Below are 18054 nucleotides of genomic sequence, written 5' to 3'. Positions count from 1 at the left end.
TTAAAAATTTTAGATATGAGCTTAGTAAAGAGAACAAACGACAATTGGTTACCATCAATTTTTGATGATATGTTTAAAACCGATTGGTTAGGCGGAACCACGAATGTAAACAGTATTGGGGTGAGTATCCCGGCTGTAAATATTATGGAAAACGAAGAAAGTTTTGAAGTAGCTGTAGCTGCTCCCGGTAAAACGAAAGCTGATTTCAATATTGAATTGGATAACGATGTGCTTACTATTTCGGCTGAAGCAAAATCAGAGTCTGAAACTACTGAAAAATCCGGAAGATTTACCCGTAAAGAGTTTAACTACAGTACGTTTAAAAGAGCATTTAGCCTGCCGGATACCGTTGACAGCACCAAGATAAGTGCAAACTATGAAAATGGTGTCTTAACTATTTTGCTTCCTAAGAAAGAAGAGGCAAAAGTACAGGCTAAACGTATGATTGAAATCTCATAATTTGGTTTAGTTTTTTTGGTTAGTTTGTTAGAGAATCCCGGTTCAGCGATGAATCGGGATTTTTGTTTTAGATGCTGTGATAAGCATATTTACCTTCTTGGATGAAAACGATTGACCATTTCAGCAAGATGACTTCGGTCTACATGCATATAAATTTCGGTAGTGGTTATGCTTTCATGACCCAGCATTTGTTGTATGGCTCGTAAATCGGCTCCGTTTTCTAAAAGATGTGTGGCAAAGGAATGTCTAAAGGTGTGCGGACTTATTTTTTTCTTGATGCCTGCTTCACGGGTTTGATTGCGCACAATAGTAAAGATCATTGCGCGGGTAAGTGATTTTCCTCTTCGGTTCAGAAACAAAATATCGGTGTGGCCGGGTTGCGGCTTTTGATGCACTCTGATATCGTCTCTATATATAGTAATGTATTTTTGTGTACTTGCCGCAATAGGTACAAAACGTTGCTTATTCCCTTTTCCGGTAACTAATATGTAGCCTTCTTTAAAATAAAGATCCGAAAGTTTTAGGCTCAGCAATTCAGAGACACGCAGGCCGCAGGCGTAAAGTGTTTCAAGGATGGCCCGGTTACGCTCTCCCTGGGGTGTACTTAAATCAATACTGCTGATGATTCGGTCAATCTCGTCTTCAGAAAGTGTATCCGGTAACTTGCGACCAATTTTAGGCGACTCAATTAAATCGGTAGGGTTGTCTTTCCGATAATCTTCAAAAATCAAATACTCAAAAAATCCTTTCAGACCCGAAATAAGCCTGGCCTGTGAGCGTGCAGAGAGTTCTTTGGCTGAATGATAAATAAAATCCTGAAGTGTTTCCCGATCAATAGAAACCGGTGTTTGAGTCACATTATGCGCCTCAATCCATCTAATCAGTTTTTCAATATCGAGGCTGTAGCTGAGCACTGAATTTTCAGAAAGTCCTCTTTCCAGTTTTAGGTAAATACTGTAATCTGTTAATGTTTTTTGCCAAATCATTAAATACTGAAGGAAGTTTTAGAATATTTTAAATAATATTTAATTAGGCGTTGGGAAAATGACGTAGAGTGGGCACGTAGCTTTGTCTCAAATTTAAAACTTAAAACGATGAAAAAATTATTTTTAGCAGCAATACTTGTGATTAGCGGTTCATCTGCAATGATGGCACAAAGTGATCTAGCCTTTGGTATCAAAGGAGGTGTAAACTTTTCAAACTTAACCGGTGATGGTTTCGGTGAATATGATGACGACAGTGCACGTACTTCATTCAATCTGGGTGCAGTATTAGAAATTCCGGTTTCTGAAAAATTTGCAATCCAACCAGAGGTTTTTTATTCCGGGCAGGGTTTTGACCTGGTTCAGCGCGAAGATGCAGAAGATACCGAGTTTCAACTAGATTATATAAATGTCCCTGTTTTGGCAAAAATCTATTTGGTACAGGGGCTTTATTTAGAAGCAGGTCCACAGGTTGGCTTTTTAGTTGAGAGCAAAATTGATGGTCCTAACGCTACAATAGGTCTAAACGAAGACAACTTTAACGACATTGACTTTGCAGGTGCTGTGGGTGTAGGTTATAAATTTAATGGAGGTCTGTATTTAAACGCGCGTTACACGCAAGGTTTTACCGATATCTATGATGGAGAAACCGGAGATGATTCTACCAAAAATGGTGTGTTTGCCGCTTCACTAGGTTTTATCTTCAACTAAGAAAAATCTAAAGTATATAAAACTGAGCCTCGCAATGCGAGGCTTTTTTTATGACCTAGCCCCAGTCTTATTAACAAATTTTCACATTTTCAATCCTATTCTAAAAGAGACGGATTTCCTTTAAATTGTTGGGTTTTAGTATTTTCTAAATGCTATCTGAAAAGTCATTTTCAGCTTTTAATCTGTAAGTTACACAAAGTCAAATACTTTAATTTAAGAAGCGAAAATAGCTCCCAATTGTGATTTTGTTAGCGAAACATTAGGTCTTCATTAGCACCCGTGAGGCCTTGCTGTCACTAGTTTTGTTCAAAATTCTAAAAACAAAAAACATGAAAAAATTAGTTTTAATGGCGGGTTTAATCGCTTTAGGAACCACAGCAAGTTTTGCACAGAGCGCTTATAGATTTGGAGTAAAAGCCGGACTGAATGTCTCAAACATCACCGGAAGTGATTCAAGAGATCAGGACACCCGGTTAAGCTTTAATGGTGGTCTTGTAGCCGAACTTCCTATAAGCGATAAATTCTCCTTTCAACCCGAGGTGATTTATTCTGCGCAGGGATCAACCATCGCTGCGATTGATGAAGATAATTTCTTAGATATTGACGAGAATATTGAATATCAATTAGATTACATCCAGGTACCTCTTTTAGCCAAAATTTACCTTGTTGATGGTTTAAGCCTGCAGGCAGGACCTTCTATCAACTTTTTGGTTAATGAAGAGGTAGATTATCAACCGGTAAGCAATGGAGGGGATGTGAATATCGTTGATGGCGCAAACACTTTTGAATTAGGTACCGCTGCCGGTTTAGAATATCAGTTTGACAGCGGCTTCTTTATTCAGGGACGCTATACCCGTGGATTTACCCGTATTTATGACAATGTAAATGCTTACAACTACGCGGTACAGGCCGGTGTAGGTTATGTATTCTAGTAGTTTAAACAACTAATCAACCACTCAAAAGCCTCGCGATTGCGGGGCTTTTTCATTTAAACCGATTTAGTTCTAATTAGAATCAAAATAAATTGATTGGATTGAATATTGATATTCAGTCAATTACTGAAAACACATTATAAAGTAAACTAACTTAATAGTTAAACGCATTATGTTTGTTTTAAACTATTAAAATTTCATTATGAAAAAAATCACATTATTATTGCTTGTTGCTTTGTCAACTTCTTCATTGTTTGCTCAGGAAACTAAATTTGGATTAACAGCAGGTTTTTTGAACGCTGAAGCTAAAGCCTCTGCAGATGGAGCTGCTTCATTTTCCAGTTCAGATTCTGGATTTTATCTTGGAGCCTTGGTTGATATAGGGCTAACTGAATCTCTTCACATACAGCCAGAAGTACTCTATGGAAACATCAATGATAGTGGTCTTCTCTATATTCCTATTTTTCTAAAATATTATATTTCAGAATCTGGTTTTCATTTAATGGGTGGACCTCAGGCAACTTTAAATATCGATGAAGAGGCAGAAGGGATCAATAACTTGGGTATCGATGCAGCCTTTGGGTTAGGATATGATATCAATGAAAGCTTTTTTATTAATGCCAGATATGCATTCGAATTAACTAACCGAGTTAGTAGTGATCTGGAAGGAGCGGATGGTGTTACTGCGCGAATCAATTCATTACAGATAGGTGTAGGTTATAAGTTCTAATTCACTGAGATCTTTTATTTAAAGGCTTCTTCGGAAGCCTTTTTTAATTAAATCATTTTATGATGAAACACTTTATTCTTTTTTTAGTTTTAAGTATTTCCGTTTTATCTGGTTCTGCACAGGAATTTAAATGGGACGTGAATGCAGGATATTTGCACGTTACTTCCCGCTTAAGCGTCGATTATTCAGAAATAAATATTTATACACCTGATGACCCTTTCTTAATTGGGGAATTTACTTCTACTGAAACTGCTAATGGATATTATCTTGGTCTTGGTGGTCAGTATAGGTTAGAAGGTGCTATGGCGATTTCGGGAAGCCTTAATTATGCCAGATACACTGAATCTAATTTTTTACAGATTCCCTTAGCCTTGCACTATTACATTGCTGAAAGCGGCTTTAATATTCTTGCCGGCCCACAGTTTACTTACAATCTTGAGGATCTTGGGCCTTTTAATGATGATATCAATAAGCTGAATATTGGGGCAGGTGCAGGGCTGGGATACGACTTTACTAAAAGTTTATTTTTAGAAGCACGCTATACTTTTCAACTTAATAGATATTTTAAAAGCGATAATACTCCAGAGATTCGAACCAATTACTTAAACATTGGGCTGGGTTATCGTTTTTAGATTTTTGATAAACAACTATCTTTAAACTTCAAATAACAACCCATGGCTCAGGAACTCAAAATACTTATCCTTAACGGTCCCAATCTCAATCTGCTGGGCAAACGCGAACCCGGTATTTACGGCAGTCAGTCCTTTGAGGATTACTTTTCTAAATTGCAATTTCAGTTTAAGGAGACGGAGTTATCCTATTTTCAATCCAATTCTGAAGGCGATTTGATTACCAAAATTCAGGACGCTGACGGTGTTTTTGACGGTATTGTCCTCAATGCGGCTGCATATACACATACTTCGGTGGGCATTGGCGATGCCATTGCAGCGGTAAGCGTGCCCGTTGTTGAAGTGCACATCTCCAACACCTTTGCCCGTGAGGCCTTTCGGCATCAGTCTTACGTTTCTAAGCACGCCAAAGGCATCATTATAGGTTTTGGTTTGCAGAGTTATGAACTGGCGATCAAATCGTTCCTGTAAATTCATCTTTTGAAACAAGCTTATTTCAACTGGAGTAGTGGTAAAGATTCGGCTTTGGCCCTTTATCAAATACTTCAGCAATCAGAATTCGAAATCACCCAATTAGTGACGACTGTGAATGCCGATGTGAACCGGGTCTCAATGCACGGTTTACGCGAAGAATTACTCGATTTACAGGCTGAAGCTTTAGGTTTTCCGCTGGAGAAAATTTCTTTAAACGGAAATGTTTCGATGTCTGAATATTCCAGAATTTTGGGTGACGCCGCCCGAAGATTGAAAGACGCCGGAAACACGCACGCAATTTTTGGAGATATTTTTCTGGAAGATTTACGAAAGTATCGGGAAGACCAATTGAAATCAGTTGGGCTTCAGGCTGTTTTTCCGCTTTGGGAACAGGATACGAAAGCGCTTATTAACAAGTTCATCGATCTGGGTTTTAAAGCGATTACGGTTTGTGTGAATGCCAAACTACTCGACGAATCTTTTGCAGGGCGGGTAATTGACAAACAGTTTATAGCCGATTTACCGGAAGGTGTAGACCCATGTGGTGAAAACGGAGAGTTTCACACCTTTGTTTTTGACGGACCAATTTTTAAAAATCCGGTCGACTTTCGCATAGGCGAAAAAATGCTCCGCAATTATGCCCCTGCCGATAATGAGGAGGATAATTGCTTTAGCGATGACGAAAAGCTCTGGGACACCGGCTTTTGGTTTTGTGATCTGGTGCCGGGTAGTTAATTGTTAATTGTTATTGGTTAATAGTGTTGCTTTTGAGAGGTAATTAGAGGGAAGGGGGTGAGTTGAATATATGAACAATAAAAACACTAGGAATAAAAAAACCCTTGGATTGATTTATCCCAGGGTTTTTAATTTTGTCTAACGTGTAACGTGTAACGTCTAACGTCTATAAGTGAATCACTTCATCGTAAGCGGCAGCAACAGCTTCCATCACAGCCTCACTCATAGTAGGGTGTGGGTGCACAGCTTTAAGCACCTCGTGACCGGTAGTTTCCAGCTTACGGCCTAAAACAGCTTCGGCAATCATATCGGTTACACCGGCGCCAATCATATGGCAACCCAACCACTCCCCGTATTTAGCATCAAAAATTACTTTTACAAAACCATCTTTGTTTCCGGCTGCACTTGCCTTACCGGAAGCCGAGAATGGGAATTTCCCGATTTTGAGTTCGTAACCCGCTTCTTTCGCTTGTTTTTCGGTCATACCTACCGAAGCAATTTCAGGCGATGCATACGTACATCCCGGGATGTTGCCGTAGTCTAATTTCTCTACGTGCATACCCGCGATTTTTTCCACACAAATAATGCCTTCTGCTGAAGCTACGTGAGCCAGCGCAGGGCCCGGAGTGATATCACCGATAGCGTAATAACCGGGCATGTTAGTCTGGTACCAGTCGTTAACAATCACTTTATCCTTATCGGTAATAATACCCACGTCTTCAAGGCCAATGCCTTCAATATTGGTTTTAATACCTACTGCCGAAAGCACGATATCTGCTTCCAGTTTTTCTTCTCCTTTTTTAGTCTTTACGGTAGCAACCACACCTTCTCCTGAAGTATCAACAGACTCCACAGAAGCTTCGGTCATAATTTTGATGCCCGCTTTTTTTAGACTGCGTTCAAATTGCTTAGACACTTCCTCATCTTCTACAGGAACGATGTTTGGCATATATTCTACGATGGTCACTTCGGTACCCATAGAATTGTAAAAGCTACCAAACTCACAACCAATAGCTCCAGATCCTACGACGATCATGCTTTTAGGTTGCTTCTCCAGCGTCATCGCCTTACGATAGCCAATGATTTTCTTACCATCCTGTGGTAAACTGGGCAATTCGCGAGAGCGTGCTCCGGTAGCGACGATGATATGATCTGCACTGTATTCGGTACCGTCAACATCAATTTTTTTACCGGGTTTTAACTTGCCAAAACCTTCAATAACATCGATTTTATTTTTCTTCATCAGGAACTGAACGCCTTTGCTCATCCCTTCTGCCACGTTACGACTGCGCTTTACTACCGCGTCAAAATCCTTATCGGCACCTTCTACTTTAAGACCGTAGTCTTCGGCATGCTTAAGGTATTCAAATACCTGAGCACTTTTAAGCAGGGCTTTGGTAGGGATACAGCCCCAGTTTAAGCAAACCCCTCCAAGGCTTTCTTTTTCTACAATAGCGGTTTTAAAACCTAATTGTGAAGCTCTGATAGCTGTAACATAACCACCGGGTCCACTTCCTAAGACAATAATATCGTATTTACTCATAGTTTCCGTGAAATTTGAAGGCACGAATTTACGGATAAAAAGCCTAAAAAACGAACCGCTAAAGCTTCGGGATTTTTAAGAAACAGGCTTACGAAAGGCGTTTTTGGATTTCGGCTTTAAGAACCGGCAAAACATCGCTTTCAAACCACTTGTTTTTATTCAGCCAGAAATGATTAACCGGAGAAGGATGTGGGAGTACAAAATACTTGGGCAAATAAGCCTCAAAATTCTGAATACGCCGCGTTAACGTGAGCTTATCCTGAAGGTAGAATTGCTGAGAATGATTACCGATTAAGATGTAAAGTGGGTCGCATTCAAATCTGTCGGTTACCTGTTTATGCCAAAGCGGAGCACACTCCGGTCTGGGCGGGAGATCGCCGGTTTTGCCTTTGCCTGGGTAGCAAAAGCCTAAAGGCAGAATCGCAAAATTATCGGGATTGTAAAAGGTTTTGTCATCTACATCAAGCCATTCGCGCAGACGGCGCCCGCTGGGATCGTCCCATGCGACCGACTGCTCGTGGGCAATACGCCCGGGAGCCTGACTGGCCAAAACGATTTTGCTTTTTGGCGAAGCCGAAATAATAGGGTTAGGGCCTAAAGGCAAAAAAGGCTTACAAACGGAACACTGTCGTATTTCCGTAAGTAAGCCTTTCATATTTGTTGAATGATTCAAATAGAATTAGTTCAATTTTTTAACGTCAGATTCCTGAAGCTCTAAAGCATTCATGACTGCATTCAAATTAGAGAAGTCACCGTTAAAATTTTCAGCAAATTCAGTTGGTATTAACACATATCTAAAGGTCTGAGTATCCGTATAGTCTGTAGCAATATTTGAAAGATCAAAGTTACCGTCGATTATAAATTGAATATCTCCTGTAGTATGCGTAAAGACATATTGCATTGTACCTTCAGCGAGAAAAAAATTGTGAGGTAATTGCGTCCAAACATCAAGACCGTCTACAACATCTTCCAATCTGTAAGCTAGAACTGCATCACCGTCCAAAAATTCAACGTTGGAAGGGAAATCAATAAAATTAGTAAACCAAATTCCATTTGTACCATCGTAATTGAAGTCTGTAGTTACTTCAATTACCTTGGCATATTCAGCGTCCAATCCATCAACCCCATCAAATCCATCGCGTCCCGGAGGTCCCGGATCACCGGTACAAGAGGTTAATATAACGGCAAATAGGGCGAGTAGTGAGAGTAATTTTTTCATATATATGTACTTTAATAGGTTATTTAGTGAGGTAGTATCAAGAGTCGTTCCAAAAAAGGGATTTACTCTTTTTCAAAATCTATTGAAGCCGAGTTCACACAGTAGCGTTGTCCGGTTTCAGTAGGGCCGTCGTCAAAAACATGACCTAAATGACTGCCGCAATTGGCGCATAAAATTTCTGTACGTATCATTCCAAACGTGGTGTCGCGTACATATTCAACCGCCCCGGGGATTGACTCGTCAAAACTGGGCCAGCCGCAACCGCTCTCAAATTTGCTATCGGCCTCAAAAAGCTTGGCGTCACAAGCGCCGCAGTGGTAAGTGCCGTCTTTCTCAAAATGCAGGTTGTACTTTCCGGTATGTGGTCTTTCGGTACCTTTACCGCGTAAAATATGATAACGCTCGGGGCCCAATTCTTCTTTCCATTGAGCTTCCGTTTTCTGTACAGGATATTCTTTCATAAATAGTATTTTTTTTTCATTTCCGCGAAGGCGGAAATCTTATAATGTTGGTTTCGCACCTCGCCGCACTCAGCACGGGCCTCGGCGGAAATCTTATAATGTTGATTCCGCACTTCGACGCACTCAGCACAGACTTCAGCGGAAATTTTTTTCGTTTTTAAGCTTTTACATCCCTCCAACCTCCCTTCAAAGGGAAGCTCTTTTATCTCTGTGCTTCGATGTAATTTTTTTAGTGTAAAGTTATCCCCCCTTTGGGGGGCTAGGGGCTTAGATTTATTTTTCAGGAACAAAGTCTAATGCCACACCATTGATGCAATGGCGCTTTCCGGTAGGTTTTGGTCCGTCATCAAAAACGTGCCCCAGGTGTCCGCCACAGGTAGCACAATGCTCTTCGGTACGGGTGTAGCCTAATTTATTGTCTGACGAAAAGGCAACATTACCTTCTATATAATCGTAAAATGAAGGCCAGCCGGTACCGCTGTCAAATTTGGTTTCACTTTTAAAAACCGGGGTTTGGCATGCCGCACACACGTAAGTACCTTTTTGCTTGTTGTTGAGCAAATCGCTGGTAAAGGCACGTTCAGTACCTTCTTCTCTTAGAACGTAAAACTCCTGGGAAGAAAGTTCGGCTTTCCATTCGGCTTCGGTTTTGGTCACCGGAAAATTCTCTTGCTTTTCTTTTTGAGCAGTGCCTTTACACGCTGTAAAACCAACGATCAGGCTTAAAATCAGTAATCTTTTCATGTTTTTCTTTTAGTTTAAAATTAGCCAAAGTATAAGGCTCAGGGCCTGTTTGGTCGGGTTTTTAACAAAAGACTAACGCTTAAGCATTTTAACACTATTGTCAAATTTGTATTTTAAAGGCAGTTATCATTAATAATTGCTACTTTTAGAGAGCATTATTTATTCAATCTAAAATTAAAACCGACTAACCTTGACTAGAGAACGCATTGTTATAGAGAATATAGAGCCCCAACTGCAAGGTGGGGATTTTTTTATCAAACGGGTAACCGGTGAGCTGGTGCACGTAACCGCAGACGTATTAGGAGATGGGCACGATGTGCTGGAGGCCGAAGTTTGTTTTAAACGTAAAACAGATAAAACCTGGCAGACCGTACGGATGAACCCTCTTGTGAATGACGCATATGCGGCAAGTTTTAGTGTGGAGCATCAGGGTTTTTATGAATATAAAATAAGAGGATGGATTGATCATCCGCTAAACTGGCAGCACGGTATTGAGGCAAAACTAAAAGATGCGCAATATGTGAAAAGCGAGTTGCTTGACGGAATTCAGCATTTAGAAGCAGTTGCCGAAAAACTGGACGATGATGGAAAGCAGTATGTGGCTCACGTCAAAGAATTATTTGCTGATGAAAATCGTTATGACGAGGCCTGTAAATATGCCATTTCTGAAGATTTACATCGAATTTTTAAAGATCATCCAACCCGGAATCTGGCGCACGAAAGCAAAACGCTTGAGGTTTATGTAGACCGGTACAAGGCGCGTTTCAGTACCTGGTATGAATTCTTTCCGCGATCTGCGAGTGAAGAATCAGGTAAACACGGCACTTTTAAAGATTGCGAGCGCCTGTTACCGCGCGTGGCTGGAATGGGATTTGATACACTATACTTCCCACCCATACATCCAATTGGCGAAGTAAACCGAAAAGGCCGAAACAACGCAACCAATGCCGAACCCGGAGATAGCGGTGTGCCTTGGGGAATAGGCTCTAAGCACGGGGGGCATAAAGCCATACATCCGGAATTAGGAACCGAACAAGATTTTAAGAATTTAATCAATCACGCCGAAAGTTTAGGAATTGAAGTGGCTATGGATCTCGCATTTCAGGCGGCTCCAGATCATCCATATCTGACCGAGCATCCCACCTGGTTTAGAAAACGTCCTGACGGTACGATGCAATACGCAGAGAATCCACCTAAGAAATATCAGGATATTGTAAATTTTTACTGGGAGACCGAGGATTTTAAGGATCTCTGGCAAGAACTCCTTAGCGTGGCTTTACACTGGGTTGATATGGGAATCAAAATATTTAGAGTTGATAATCCACATACCAAGCCATTTTACTTCTGGAACTGGTTTATTTCTGAAATTAAGAAGAAGCACCCCGACGTGCTGTTTTTAGCTGAAGCCTTTTCGCGGCCAAAAATTATGCAGCAGCTGGCTAAGCAAGGCTACAGTCAGTCATATACCTATTTTACCTGGCGAACCAGTAAGCACGAACTCATAGAATATATGACGGAGCTTACGCAAACCAAACAAAAGGAATACTACCGTCCCAATTTCTGGCCCAATACGCCCGATATAAACCCTTGGCATCTGCAGGGAGCTAACGAGGCGCAGCACCTCATACGATATGCTCTGGCGGCAACTTTAAGTTCAAATATTGGTCTCTACGGACCGGTTTATGAATTTATGGAGAGTGATCCCGTGCCTGGTAAGGAAGAATATATGAATTCTGAAAAATACCAGATACGCCATTGGGACTGGAATAAAGATAACAAGCTCATACGCCTTATTAGTAAAATAAACGCTGCGCGTAAACAGCATATGGCGCTTCAGCAAACCAATAACATTCGATTTTGCGATATACAAAACGAAGGACTGATTGCTTTTTATAAATGGGATGAAGGCTTCAAAAATGAAATTCTGGTTGTCGTAAGCCTTGATCCCTATTACAAGCAGGCCGGTAATCTCAGGTTACCTTATGAACTTATGAGTCTCGCACCGGGTTCTGAACTCACACTTAAAGATGTAATTACAGACAGCACCTATACCTGGAACGATGAATGGAATTATGTGGAGCTACACCCTGCATTACCCTTTCACATATTTCAGATTTTCAAATAGGTCTACAGCAGAAAAAGAAAACTAACACATTAAACCAAAACCATGTCCGAGGATAATCAAATTGACGGCAGACTAGACTTTAAGTACGAGTCAAGCTGGGAAGAACTGCTCGAAAACGAGCGTTTTAACCGTGAACTTTGTAATGATATTTTACAACCCTATATCCTCAAGCAACGTTGGTATGGTGGCAAGGCCAGTGCTTTAAAATACCTTGAGATTATTGATAGTTTTCCTATTGAAGATCAAAATGACCGCTTTTATGGGGTTGTTCTTGAAGTAAATTTTCAGGAAGCTTTTGTTCAAAATTACTTTTTACCCATCGCGTTTATTACCGATCAAAGTGTTGTAGGCGATAAAATTATAGCCAGATTGAGGCTCAACGGTCAAGAGGGCTTTTTGGTAGATGCCCTGCTTTTGGAATCTTTTCGCAAGCAAATCTTCTTAAAAATTCTGGAGGGCGAAAAATACCGATATAAGGAAATTGCGTATCGCCGTGGGAGGTCAAATACGATTGCCGGTTACGAGAGCAGCAGACTTATGGGAGTTGAGCAAAGCAATACTTCAATAGTCTACAACGAAACTTGTATTCTGAAAATTTTCAGACGGGTTTATGTAGATGAGAATCCTGATTATGAGATTAGTAAGTATCTTACTATGAAAGGCTTTTTCAAGAATACGCCTAAATATTTGGGGAGCATCACACTTAAGTTTAGCGATAAAAACGTGATTACCCTGGGCTTAATGCAGGAGCTTGTTCCCAATAAAGGAGATGCCTGGGAATATTTCACACATTATTTAAAAGGTGTTTTTAAAGAATTATCAGATCAAAAGCCCAAACTGGAAACTCTGAGGCCGGTAAAATATCTGGAACAACTTGCTGTGACGGATGTTTCTTCGGCTATTTTAGCCTGGTGTCCGCTCGGTTTTTTTGAAGATGTGTCTAACCTGGCAATGCGTACTGCGCAAATGCATATTGGTCTGGGGCAGGAGCGTATAAACACCGCATTTACACCGCAGCCTTTTGGAAATGATTATTCGGTTTGGTTAAAAAACAGATTGATTTATCAGTTTGAAAATCGAATAAACCTTGTTGAAAACAACCTGCACAAACTGGATGGTCTGCAACTGGAACTTGCCAATGAATTTTTAAGCAATAAGAAGGTAATCAGAAAGCAGTTGCTTGATTTTGACGAAGACAAACTGAAAAGTGAACGCCTGCGCATTCACGGGGATTACCATTTAGGTCAGGTGTTAGTCCACGAGCGAGATTTTTACATCATTGATTTTGAGGGTGAGCCTGAAAGTACCATTCGGGATCGTAAAGTGAAACAACCACCAATTAAGGATGTTGCCGGTATGTTCAGGTCATTTAATTATGCGATTTATGCCACTATTTTCAACAATCACGAAGAGTATGATTACGAGCTCAATGAGTTGTTTGAAATAGCCGAAGTTTTATACGGTAACATCGTCGGGGTTTTTCTACGCACCTATATACAGGAAGTACAACAGGCTAATCTTAATATAGGATACATCAAAGAAATTGAATTTTTATTACAATATTGCCTGCTGGAGAAGGCGGTCTATGAATTGGGGTATGAGCTAAATGCAAGACCCCGCTGGGCTATAATCCCCTTTAAAGGAATCTCCAATATACTTAACCAACAAAAATATGAGTAACGTACACGCATACAGCTTATTTTCAGATTTTGATATTGAACTTTTTAAAGCCGGAAAGCATTTTAGACTTTACGAAAAATTGGGTTCACATCCGGTAACCGTAGATGGAAAAAAGGGAACTTACTTTGCGGTATGGGCGCCCAGCGCTAAGTCCGTTTCCGTAGTAGGTGATTTTAATTACTGGCTTGAGGGTGATCATAAACTCAACGTACGCTGGGACGGCAGTGGAATCTGGGAAGGTTTCATTCCTGAAGTCGGTCACGGTACGATCTACAAATACAAAATACAGTCGCACATAAATGATGTAAAGACTGAAAAAGCCGATCCTTTCGCCCGCAGGGCAGAGCATCCGCCCAAAACGGCTTCAGTAGTATATGATACCAACTACAAATGGAAGGATAGCAAATGGATGAAAAACCGCGCTAAACACAATGCGCTTGATACTCCTTTTTCAGTTTACGAAGTGCATTTGGGATCCTGGAAGAAAACAGGGGACGAGAACCGAAGCCTGAGTTATACCGAAATGGCTGATGATTTGGTAGATTACGTAAAAAAAATGGAATTTACTCACGTAGAGTTTATGCCCATTATGGAATACCCGTACGATCCCAGCTGGGGTTATCAATTGACCGGGTATTTTGCACCGACCTCGCGTTTTGGGTATCCCGAAGAATTTATGCTGCTGGTTGATAAATTTCATCAGGCAGGCATTGGGGTTATCTTAGACTGGGTGCCTTCGCATTTCCCTGAGGATGCACACGGACTGGGGAATTTTGATGGTTCCCATTTATACGAACACCCCGATCCGCGTAAAGGCTGGCATCCGGACTGGAAGTCTTTGATTTTCAATTATGGCCGTAATGAAGTGCGTGCGTTCTTAATAAGTAATGCCTTGTTCTGGCTTGATCAATACCATATTGACGGTCTGCGCGTAGATGCCGTGGCTTCTATGTTATACCTTGATTATTCACGTGAAGATGGGGAGTGGGAGCCTAACCAGTTTGGCGGTCGTGAAAACTTGGATGCCATTGCTTTTCTAGAAGAGCTTAATGTCACCGTATTTAAAAATTATCCCGATGTACAGACCATCGCCGAAGAATCTACCAGTTATACCGGAGTATCAAAACCGGTGTTTTTGGGCGGACTTGGTTTTGGTATGAAATGGATGATGGGTTGGATGCACGATACGCTCGAGTATTTTAAGAAAGAACCGGTTTATCGCAAATACCATCAGAATGATATAACCTTTTCAATGACCTATGCCTTTTCAGAGAATTTTATGTTACCGCTTTCGCACGATGAGGTGGTTTACGGGAAGAAATCACTTTTTGACCGTATGCCGGGAACCGAATGGCAGCGTTTTGCAAACCTAAGATTGATGTTTGGTTACATGTTCACCCATCCCGGTACCAACCTCATTTTTCAGGGTGGCGAATTTGCACAAAGCTCTGAGTGGAATTTTCAAGAAAGTCTGGATTGGCACCTGCTGCAGTATGATTTCCACAAAGGAATGCAGGCTTGTGTGACTGATTTGAATAAACTGTATAAGTCACATCCGGCCTTGTACGAGAAGCAGTTCAGTAATGAGGGCTTTGAATGGATAGAATGGTCAGACTCAGAAAACAGTGTGCTCTCCTATCTGCGAAAAGGGAATAAACCAAAAGAAACCGTACTGGTTATTTGCAATTTTACTCCGGTACCGCGTGAGAATTATAGGGTAGGAGTACCATCAGAAATCTATAAGGCAAAATCAAAACTTACCGAAATACTCAACACCAATAAAAAGGAATATGGCGGAAGTGGAGATTACCTTACAGAACAGGTAGAAGTTGAAGCCGTGCCCTGGAATTCCAGAGAAAACAGTATAAAATTGGATCTGGCACCTTTGGCAACAATGGTCTTTGCCTTATGAGAAAAATAATGAAATGATAGATTTCACGGAAAAGGAACTAATTCAGTTCCTTTTCTTGTTTTTTACAAGTGATAAACGCTAAAAACTGCAAAATACTGTTTACTAGTTCGTTGATATCTTTTTCAATCATAGAGGAGATCTTTCAGTGAAACCGGTAACTTAGAGTCCGCTTAACAAAAAGCCAAGCAGTGGTGTTTTAATTTATAAAACCATTGATAAACAGGAATTTTCCATTCGCTTAAATCCCCCAAAACCGTATTTGATTATAACGTAAATCCCTTAACGCATGATTACAAATACCGAATTAGAGCAGAAAGGAAATCAGTTTCCAAATTCTGTAAAAAATATACGTCAGGAGGTTGATACGCTGTATTTTACCACTGAAAATAATGTAATTCTTGAACTCACCGTTTTACGCGATAGCGTAGTGCGCTTTCGCTACGGTACGAGGGGAATCCTTGAAGAGGATTTTTCCTATGCAATAGACCCTGATAACCACATTGGTTACAATCATTTAGAGCTAAGCGAGAATAAGAATTTTCACATTGTAACTACTGCAAAGCTCATTATCAAGATTGAAAAGATAAGCCTACAGACCAAAATTCTCGATACCGAGGGTAACCTGATTAATGAAGATGAACTGGGTTTTCATTATGAAGAAAGTTTTACTCTGGGCGGAAATATCGTAAAGATGAGCAAACGCTCACATCCAGGAGAGGCATTTTATGGTCTGGGAGATAAACCGGTACATCTTAATCTGAGAGGAAGGCGGTTTTCAAACTGGGCGACAGACTCCTATGCATTTGGTAAAGAAACAGATCCTATTTACAAATCGGTACCATTTTACATCGGGTTGAAAGACAAAAGAGCCTACGGAATCTTTTTTGACAACACGTTTAAGTCAACCTTTGATTTTTGTCAGGAACGACTTGATGTAACCAGTTTCTGGGCACCGGGAGGTGAGATGAATTATTATTTTATTTACGGTCCAGAGATGAGTGAAGTGGTACAAAACTACACACACCTTACGGGCAAACCCGAGTTGCCTCCGCTTTGGACATTAGGTTTTCAGCAGTGTAAATGGAGTTACTATCCGGAGTCTACGGTAAAAGGCATTGCTAAAAAATTCCGGGATCTGAAAATTCCCTGCGATGGGATTTATCTCGACATCGATTATATGGAAGGCTTCAGGTGTTTTACGTGGAATAAGGAATACTTCCCCGATCCTAAGCGCATGGTTAAAGAACTGCTGAATGACGGTTTTAAAACCATTGTCATTATAGATCCGGGTATTAAGATTGATCCTGATTATTGGGTTTATAAGGAAGCTTTAGAGAATGGTTATTTCTGCAAGCGGGCAGATGGTCCTGATATGATAGGGAAAGTATGGCCGGGAGAATGTGCTTTTCCTGATTATACCAATCCTGAAGTACGGGAATGGTGGGCAGGACTTTTTAAAGAATTGGTAGGTGAAATTGGCGTTCGCGGGGTATGGAACGATATGAACGAGCCCGCGGTAATGGAAGTCCCCGGCAAGACCTTCCCCGATGATGTGCGTCACGATTTTGACGGGCATCCCTGCAGCCATCGCAAAGCGCATAATGTCTATGGGACTCAGATGGCACGCGCGACCTATGAAGGGGTTAAGAAATATGTGTATCCTAAGAGACCGCTGGTAATTACACGAAGCGCATATAGCGGGGCTCAGCGATTTACTTCTTCCTGGACGGGAGATAATGTCGCTACCTGGGAACATTTGTGGATAGCCAACAATCAGGTGCAGCGTATGTGCCTGAGCGGTATGTCTTTTACGGGCACTGATATAGGTGGTTTTGCGGAGCAACCTACCGGAGAATTGTTTGCAAGATGGATTCAGCTTGGGGTGTTTCATCCGTTTTGCAGGGTGCATTCATCAGGCCACCACGGGGATCAGGAACCCTGGTCTTTTGACGATGAGGTGACTGATATTGCCCGAAAATTTATCGAATTACGATACACTTTCTTACCCTACCTCTATACCATGTTTTACGAATATGCCACAGAGGGTATTCCTATGCTTAAACCACTGGTTTATTTTGATCAGGAAGATCCGCATACGCATTACCGTACTGATGAGTTTATATTTGGTAACAACATTCTGGTTTGCCCTATTATAGAGCCTAACTCTAAAGGACGCAGAATGTATTTGGCGAGAGGTCGCTGGTACAATTTCTGGACCGAAGAGTATCTGGAAGGTGGCCGCGAGCTGTGGGTAGATGCAGATATAGATAGTATCCCCATGTTTGTACAGGAAGGCGCTATTATTCCGCGATATCCGGTTCAGCAATACGTGGGCGAGTTAAGCATTGAAGAATTGAAGCTCGATGTGTATTACGCCGAAGACACTATTGATTCACAGGTGTATGAAGACGCGAATGACGGCTACGATTATAAAAAAGGCAGGTACAGTTTGCGCAATTTTAAGCTGAGAGGAAAAGCTACAGATCTTACCATACAGCAGCACAAAGGCGGAAATTTTGAAACCGAATACGACACCATAAAACTCCATTTAATCGGGTTACCGTTTCGTATTAAGAAGATTAAAGTTGATAACGTGGCATATGATTTGAATAATCTGGATAAAGAGGACAAATTTCTAAAGCTGCCTGAAGATTTTTCTGTAGTTCAGATTATAGGATAATTTTCACAAGTAGTATTAAAGTTAAGCTAATTGTTAA

Annotated in this window: 17 protein-coding genes; 11 read left to right on the top strand and 6 right to left on the bottom strand. The window is 41.0% G+C overall.

Annotation, left to right across the window (positions count from 1 at the left end; all coding sequences use genetic code 11):
* Nucleotides 1-15 precede the first annotated feature (15 nt).
* A complete protein-coding gene (locus CJ305_RS13050) occupies nucleotides 16-459 on the top strand; it encodes an Hsp20/alpha crystallin family protein (protein ID WP_099646731.1) in 444 nt (147 codons plus the stop codon).
* An 89-nt stretch (nucleotides 460-548) separates the two neighbouring features.
* On the opposite strand, the gene xerD is transcribed toward CJ305_RS13050, so the two are convergent.
* Nucleotides 549-1445: a site-specific tyrosine recombinase XerD gene (xerD, locus tag CJ305_RS13045; protein ID WP_099646730.1), complete on the bottom strand. Its 897-nt coding sequence runs from the start codon at nucleotides 1443-1445 to the stop codon at nucleotides 549-551.
* A gap of 108 nt (nucleotides 1446-1553) precedes the next feature.
* Here xerD and CJ305_RS13040 point away from each other — a divergent pair, with 108 nt between their 5' ends.
* The 6 genes from CJ305_RS13040 to CJ305_RS13015 all read left to right on the top strand — a co-directional run bounded on the left by CJ305_RS13040 (nucleotide 1554) and on the right by CJ305_RS13015 (nucleotide 5653).
* Entirely contained in the window at nucleotides 1554-2153 is a 600-nt protein-coding gene (locus CJ305_RS13040; protein ID WP_099646729.1) for a porin family protein, read from the top strand.
* A 329-nt stretch (nucleotides 2154-2482) separates the two neighbouring features.
* A complete protein-coding gene (locus CJ305_RS13035; protein ID WP_099646728.1) occupies nucleotides 2483-3085 on the top strand; it encodes a porin family protein in 603 nt (200 codons plus the stop codon).
* Nucleotides 3086-3287: 202 nt separating this feature from the next.
* Nucleotides 3288-3815 carry an outer membrane beta-barrel protein gene (locus tag CJ305_RS13030; protein ID WP_099646727.1) on the top strand — a complete coding sequence of 176 codons (528 nt, stop codon included), beginning with the start codon at nucleotides 3288-3290 and terminating at the stop codon, nucleotides 3813-3815.
* Between the two features lie 62 nt (nucleotides 3816-3877).
* Complete coding sequence (locus CJ305_RS13025) at nucleotides 3878-4447, top strand: outer membrane beta-barrel protein (protein WP_189319446.1); 570 nt, start codon at nucleotides 3878-3880, stop codon at nucleotides 4445-4447.
* 42 nt (nucleotides 4448-4489) lie between these two features.
* Nucleotides 4490-4915 (top strand): type II 3-dehydroquinate dehydratase, encoded by a 426-nt coding sequence (gene aroQ, locus CJ305_RS13020; protein WP_099646725.1) that lies wholly within the window; start codon nucleotides 4490-4492, stop codon nucleotides 4913-4915.
* A gap of 9 nt (nucleotides 4916-4924) precedes the next feature.
* Nucleotides 4925-5653 carry a Dph6-related ATP pyrophosphatase gene (locus tag CJ305_RS13015; RefSeq protein ID WP_099646724.1) on the top strand — a complete coding sequence of 243 codons (729 nt, stop codon included), beginning with the start codon at nucleotides 4925-4927 and terminating at the stop codon, nucleotides 5651-5653.
* 166 nt (nucleotides 5654-5819) lie between these two features.
* On the opposite strand, the gene lpdA is transcribed toward CJ305_RS13015, so the two are convergent.
* The 5 genes from lpdA to msrB (CJ305_RS12985) form a co-directional block, all read right to left on the bottom strand.
* Nucleotides 5820-7196: a dihydrolipoyl dehydrogenase gene (gene lpdA / locus CJ305_RS13010; protein ID WP_099646723.1), complete on the bottom strand. Its 1377-nt coding sequence runs from the start codon at nucleotides 7194-7196 to the stop codon at nucleotides 5820-5822.
* A gap of 88 nt (nucleotides 7197-7284) precedes the next feature.
* Nucleotides 7285-7851 (bottom strand): uracil-DNA glycosylase family protein, encoded by a 567-nt coding sequence (locus CJ305_RS13005; protein WP_099646722.1) that lies wholly within the window; start codon nucleotides 7849-7851, stop codon nucleotides 7285-7287.
* A gap of 24 nt (nucleotides 7852-7875) precedes the next feature.
* On the bottom strand, nucleotides 7876-8415 hold the full coding sequence (locus tag CJ305_RS13000; protein ID WP_099646721.1) for a dihydrolipoamide dehydrogenase: 540 nt from the start codon (nucleotides 8413-8415) through the stop codon (nucleotides 7876-7878).
* A 62-nt stretch (nucleotides 8416-8477) separates the two neighbouring features.
* Complete coding sequence (gene msrB / locus CJ305_RS12995; RefSeq protein WP_099646720.1) at nucleotides 8478-8876, bottom strand: peptide-methionine (R)-S-oxide reductase MsrB; 399 nt, start codon at nucleotides 8874-8876, stop codon at nucleotides 8478-8480.
* Nucleotides 8877-9149: 273 nt separating this feature from the next.
* A complete protein-coding gene (gene msrB, locus CJ305_RS12985; RefSeq protein ID WP_099646718.1) occupies nucleotides 9150-9620 on the bottom strand; it encodes a peptide-methionine (R)-S-oxide reductase MsrB in 471 nt (156 codons plus the stop codon).
* Nucleotides 9621-9810: 190 nt separating this feature from the next.
* On the opposite strand from msrB (CJ305_RS12985), the gene CJ305_RS12980 reads away from it, so the two are divergent.
* The 4 genes from CJ305_RS12980 (at nucleotide 9811) to CJ305_RS12965 (ending at nucleotide 18017) form a co-directional block, all read left to right on the top strand.
* The gene (locus CJ305_RS12980) at nucleotides 9811-11745 is read left to right on the top strand and encodes an alpha-1,4-glucan--maltose-1-phosphate maltosyltransferase (protein WP_099646717.1); all 1935 of its coding nucleotides are present in this window, start codon (nucleotides 9811-9813) and stop codon (nucleotides 11743-11745) included.
* Between the two features lie 42 nt (nucleotides 11746-11787).
* Nucleotides 11788-13425, top strand: a complete 1638-nt coding sequence (locus CJ305_RS12975; protein ID WP_099646716.1) for a maltokinase N-terminal cap-like domain-containing protein — start codon at nucleotides 11788-11790, stop codon at nucleotides 13423-13425.
* Complete coding sequence (glgB, locus tag CJ305_RS12970) at nucleotides 13418-15337, top strand: 1,4-alpha-glucan branching protein GlgB (RefSeq protein ID WP_099646715.1); 1920 nt, start codon at nucleotides 13418-13420, stop codon at nucleotides 15335-15337. The genes CJ305_RS12975 and glgB overlap by 8 nt, the downstream gene beginning before the upstream one ends.
* Nucleotides 15338-15623: 286 nt before the next feature.
* Nucleotides 15624-18017: a glycoside hydrolase family 31 protein gene (locus CJ305_RS12965; RefSeq protein ID WP_099646714.1), complete on the top strand. Its 2394-nt coding sequence runs from the start codon at nucleotides 15624-15626 to the stop codon at nucleotides 18015-18017.
* Nucleotides 18018-18054: the final 37 nt, after the last annotated feature.

This window comes from Leeuwenhoekiella nanhaiensis (assembly GCF_002744755.1).
GTDB lineage: Bacteria > Bacteroidota > Bacteroidia > Flavobacteriales > Flavobacteriaceae > Leeuwenhoekiella > Leeuwenhoekiella nanhaiensis.
Note: the sequence above shows the minus strand (reverse complement) of the source record. Positions and strands in the feature narration are given on the sequence as shown.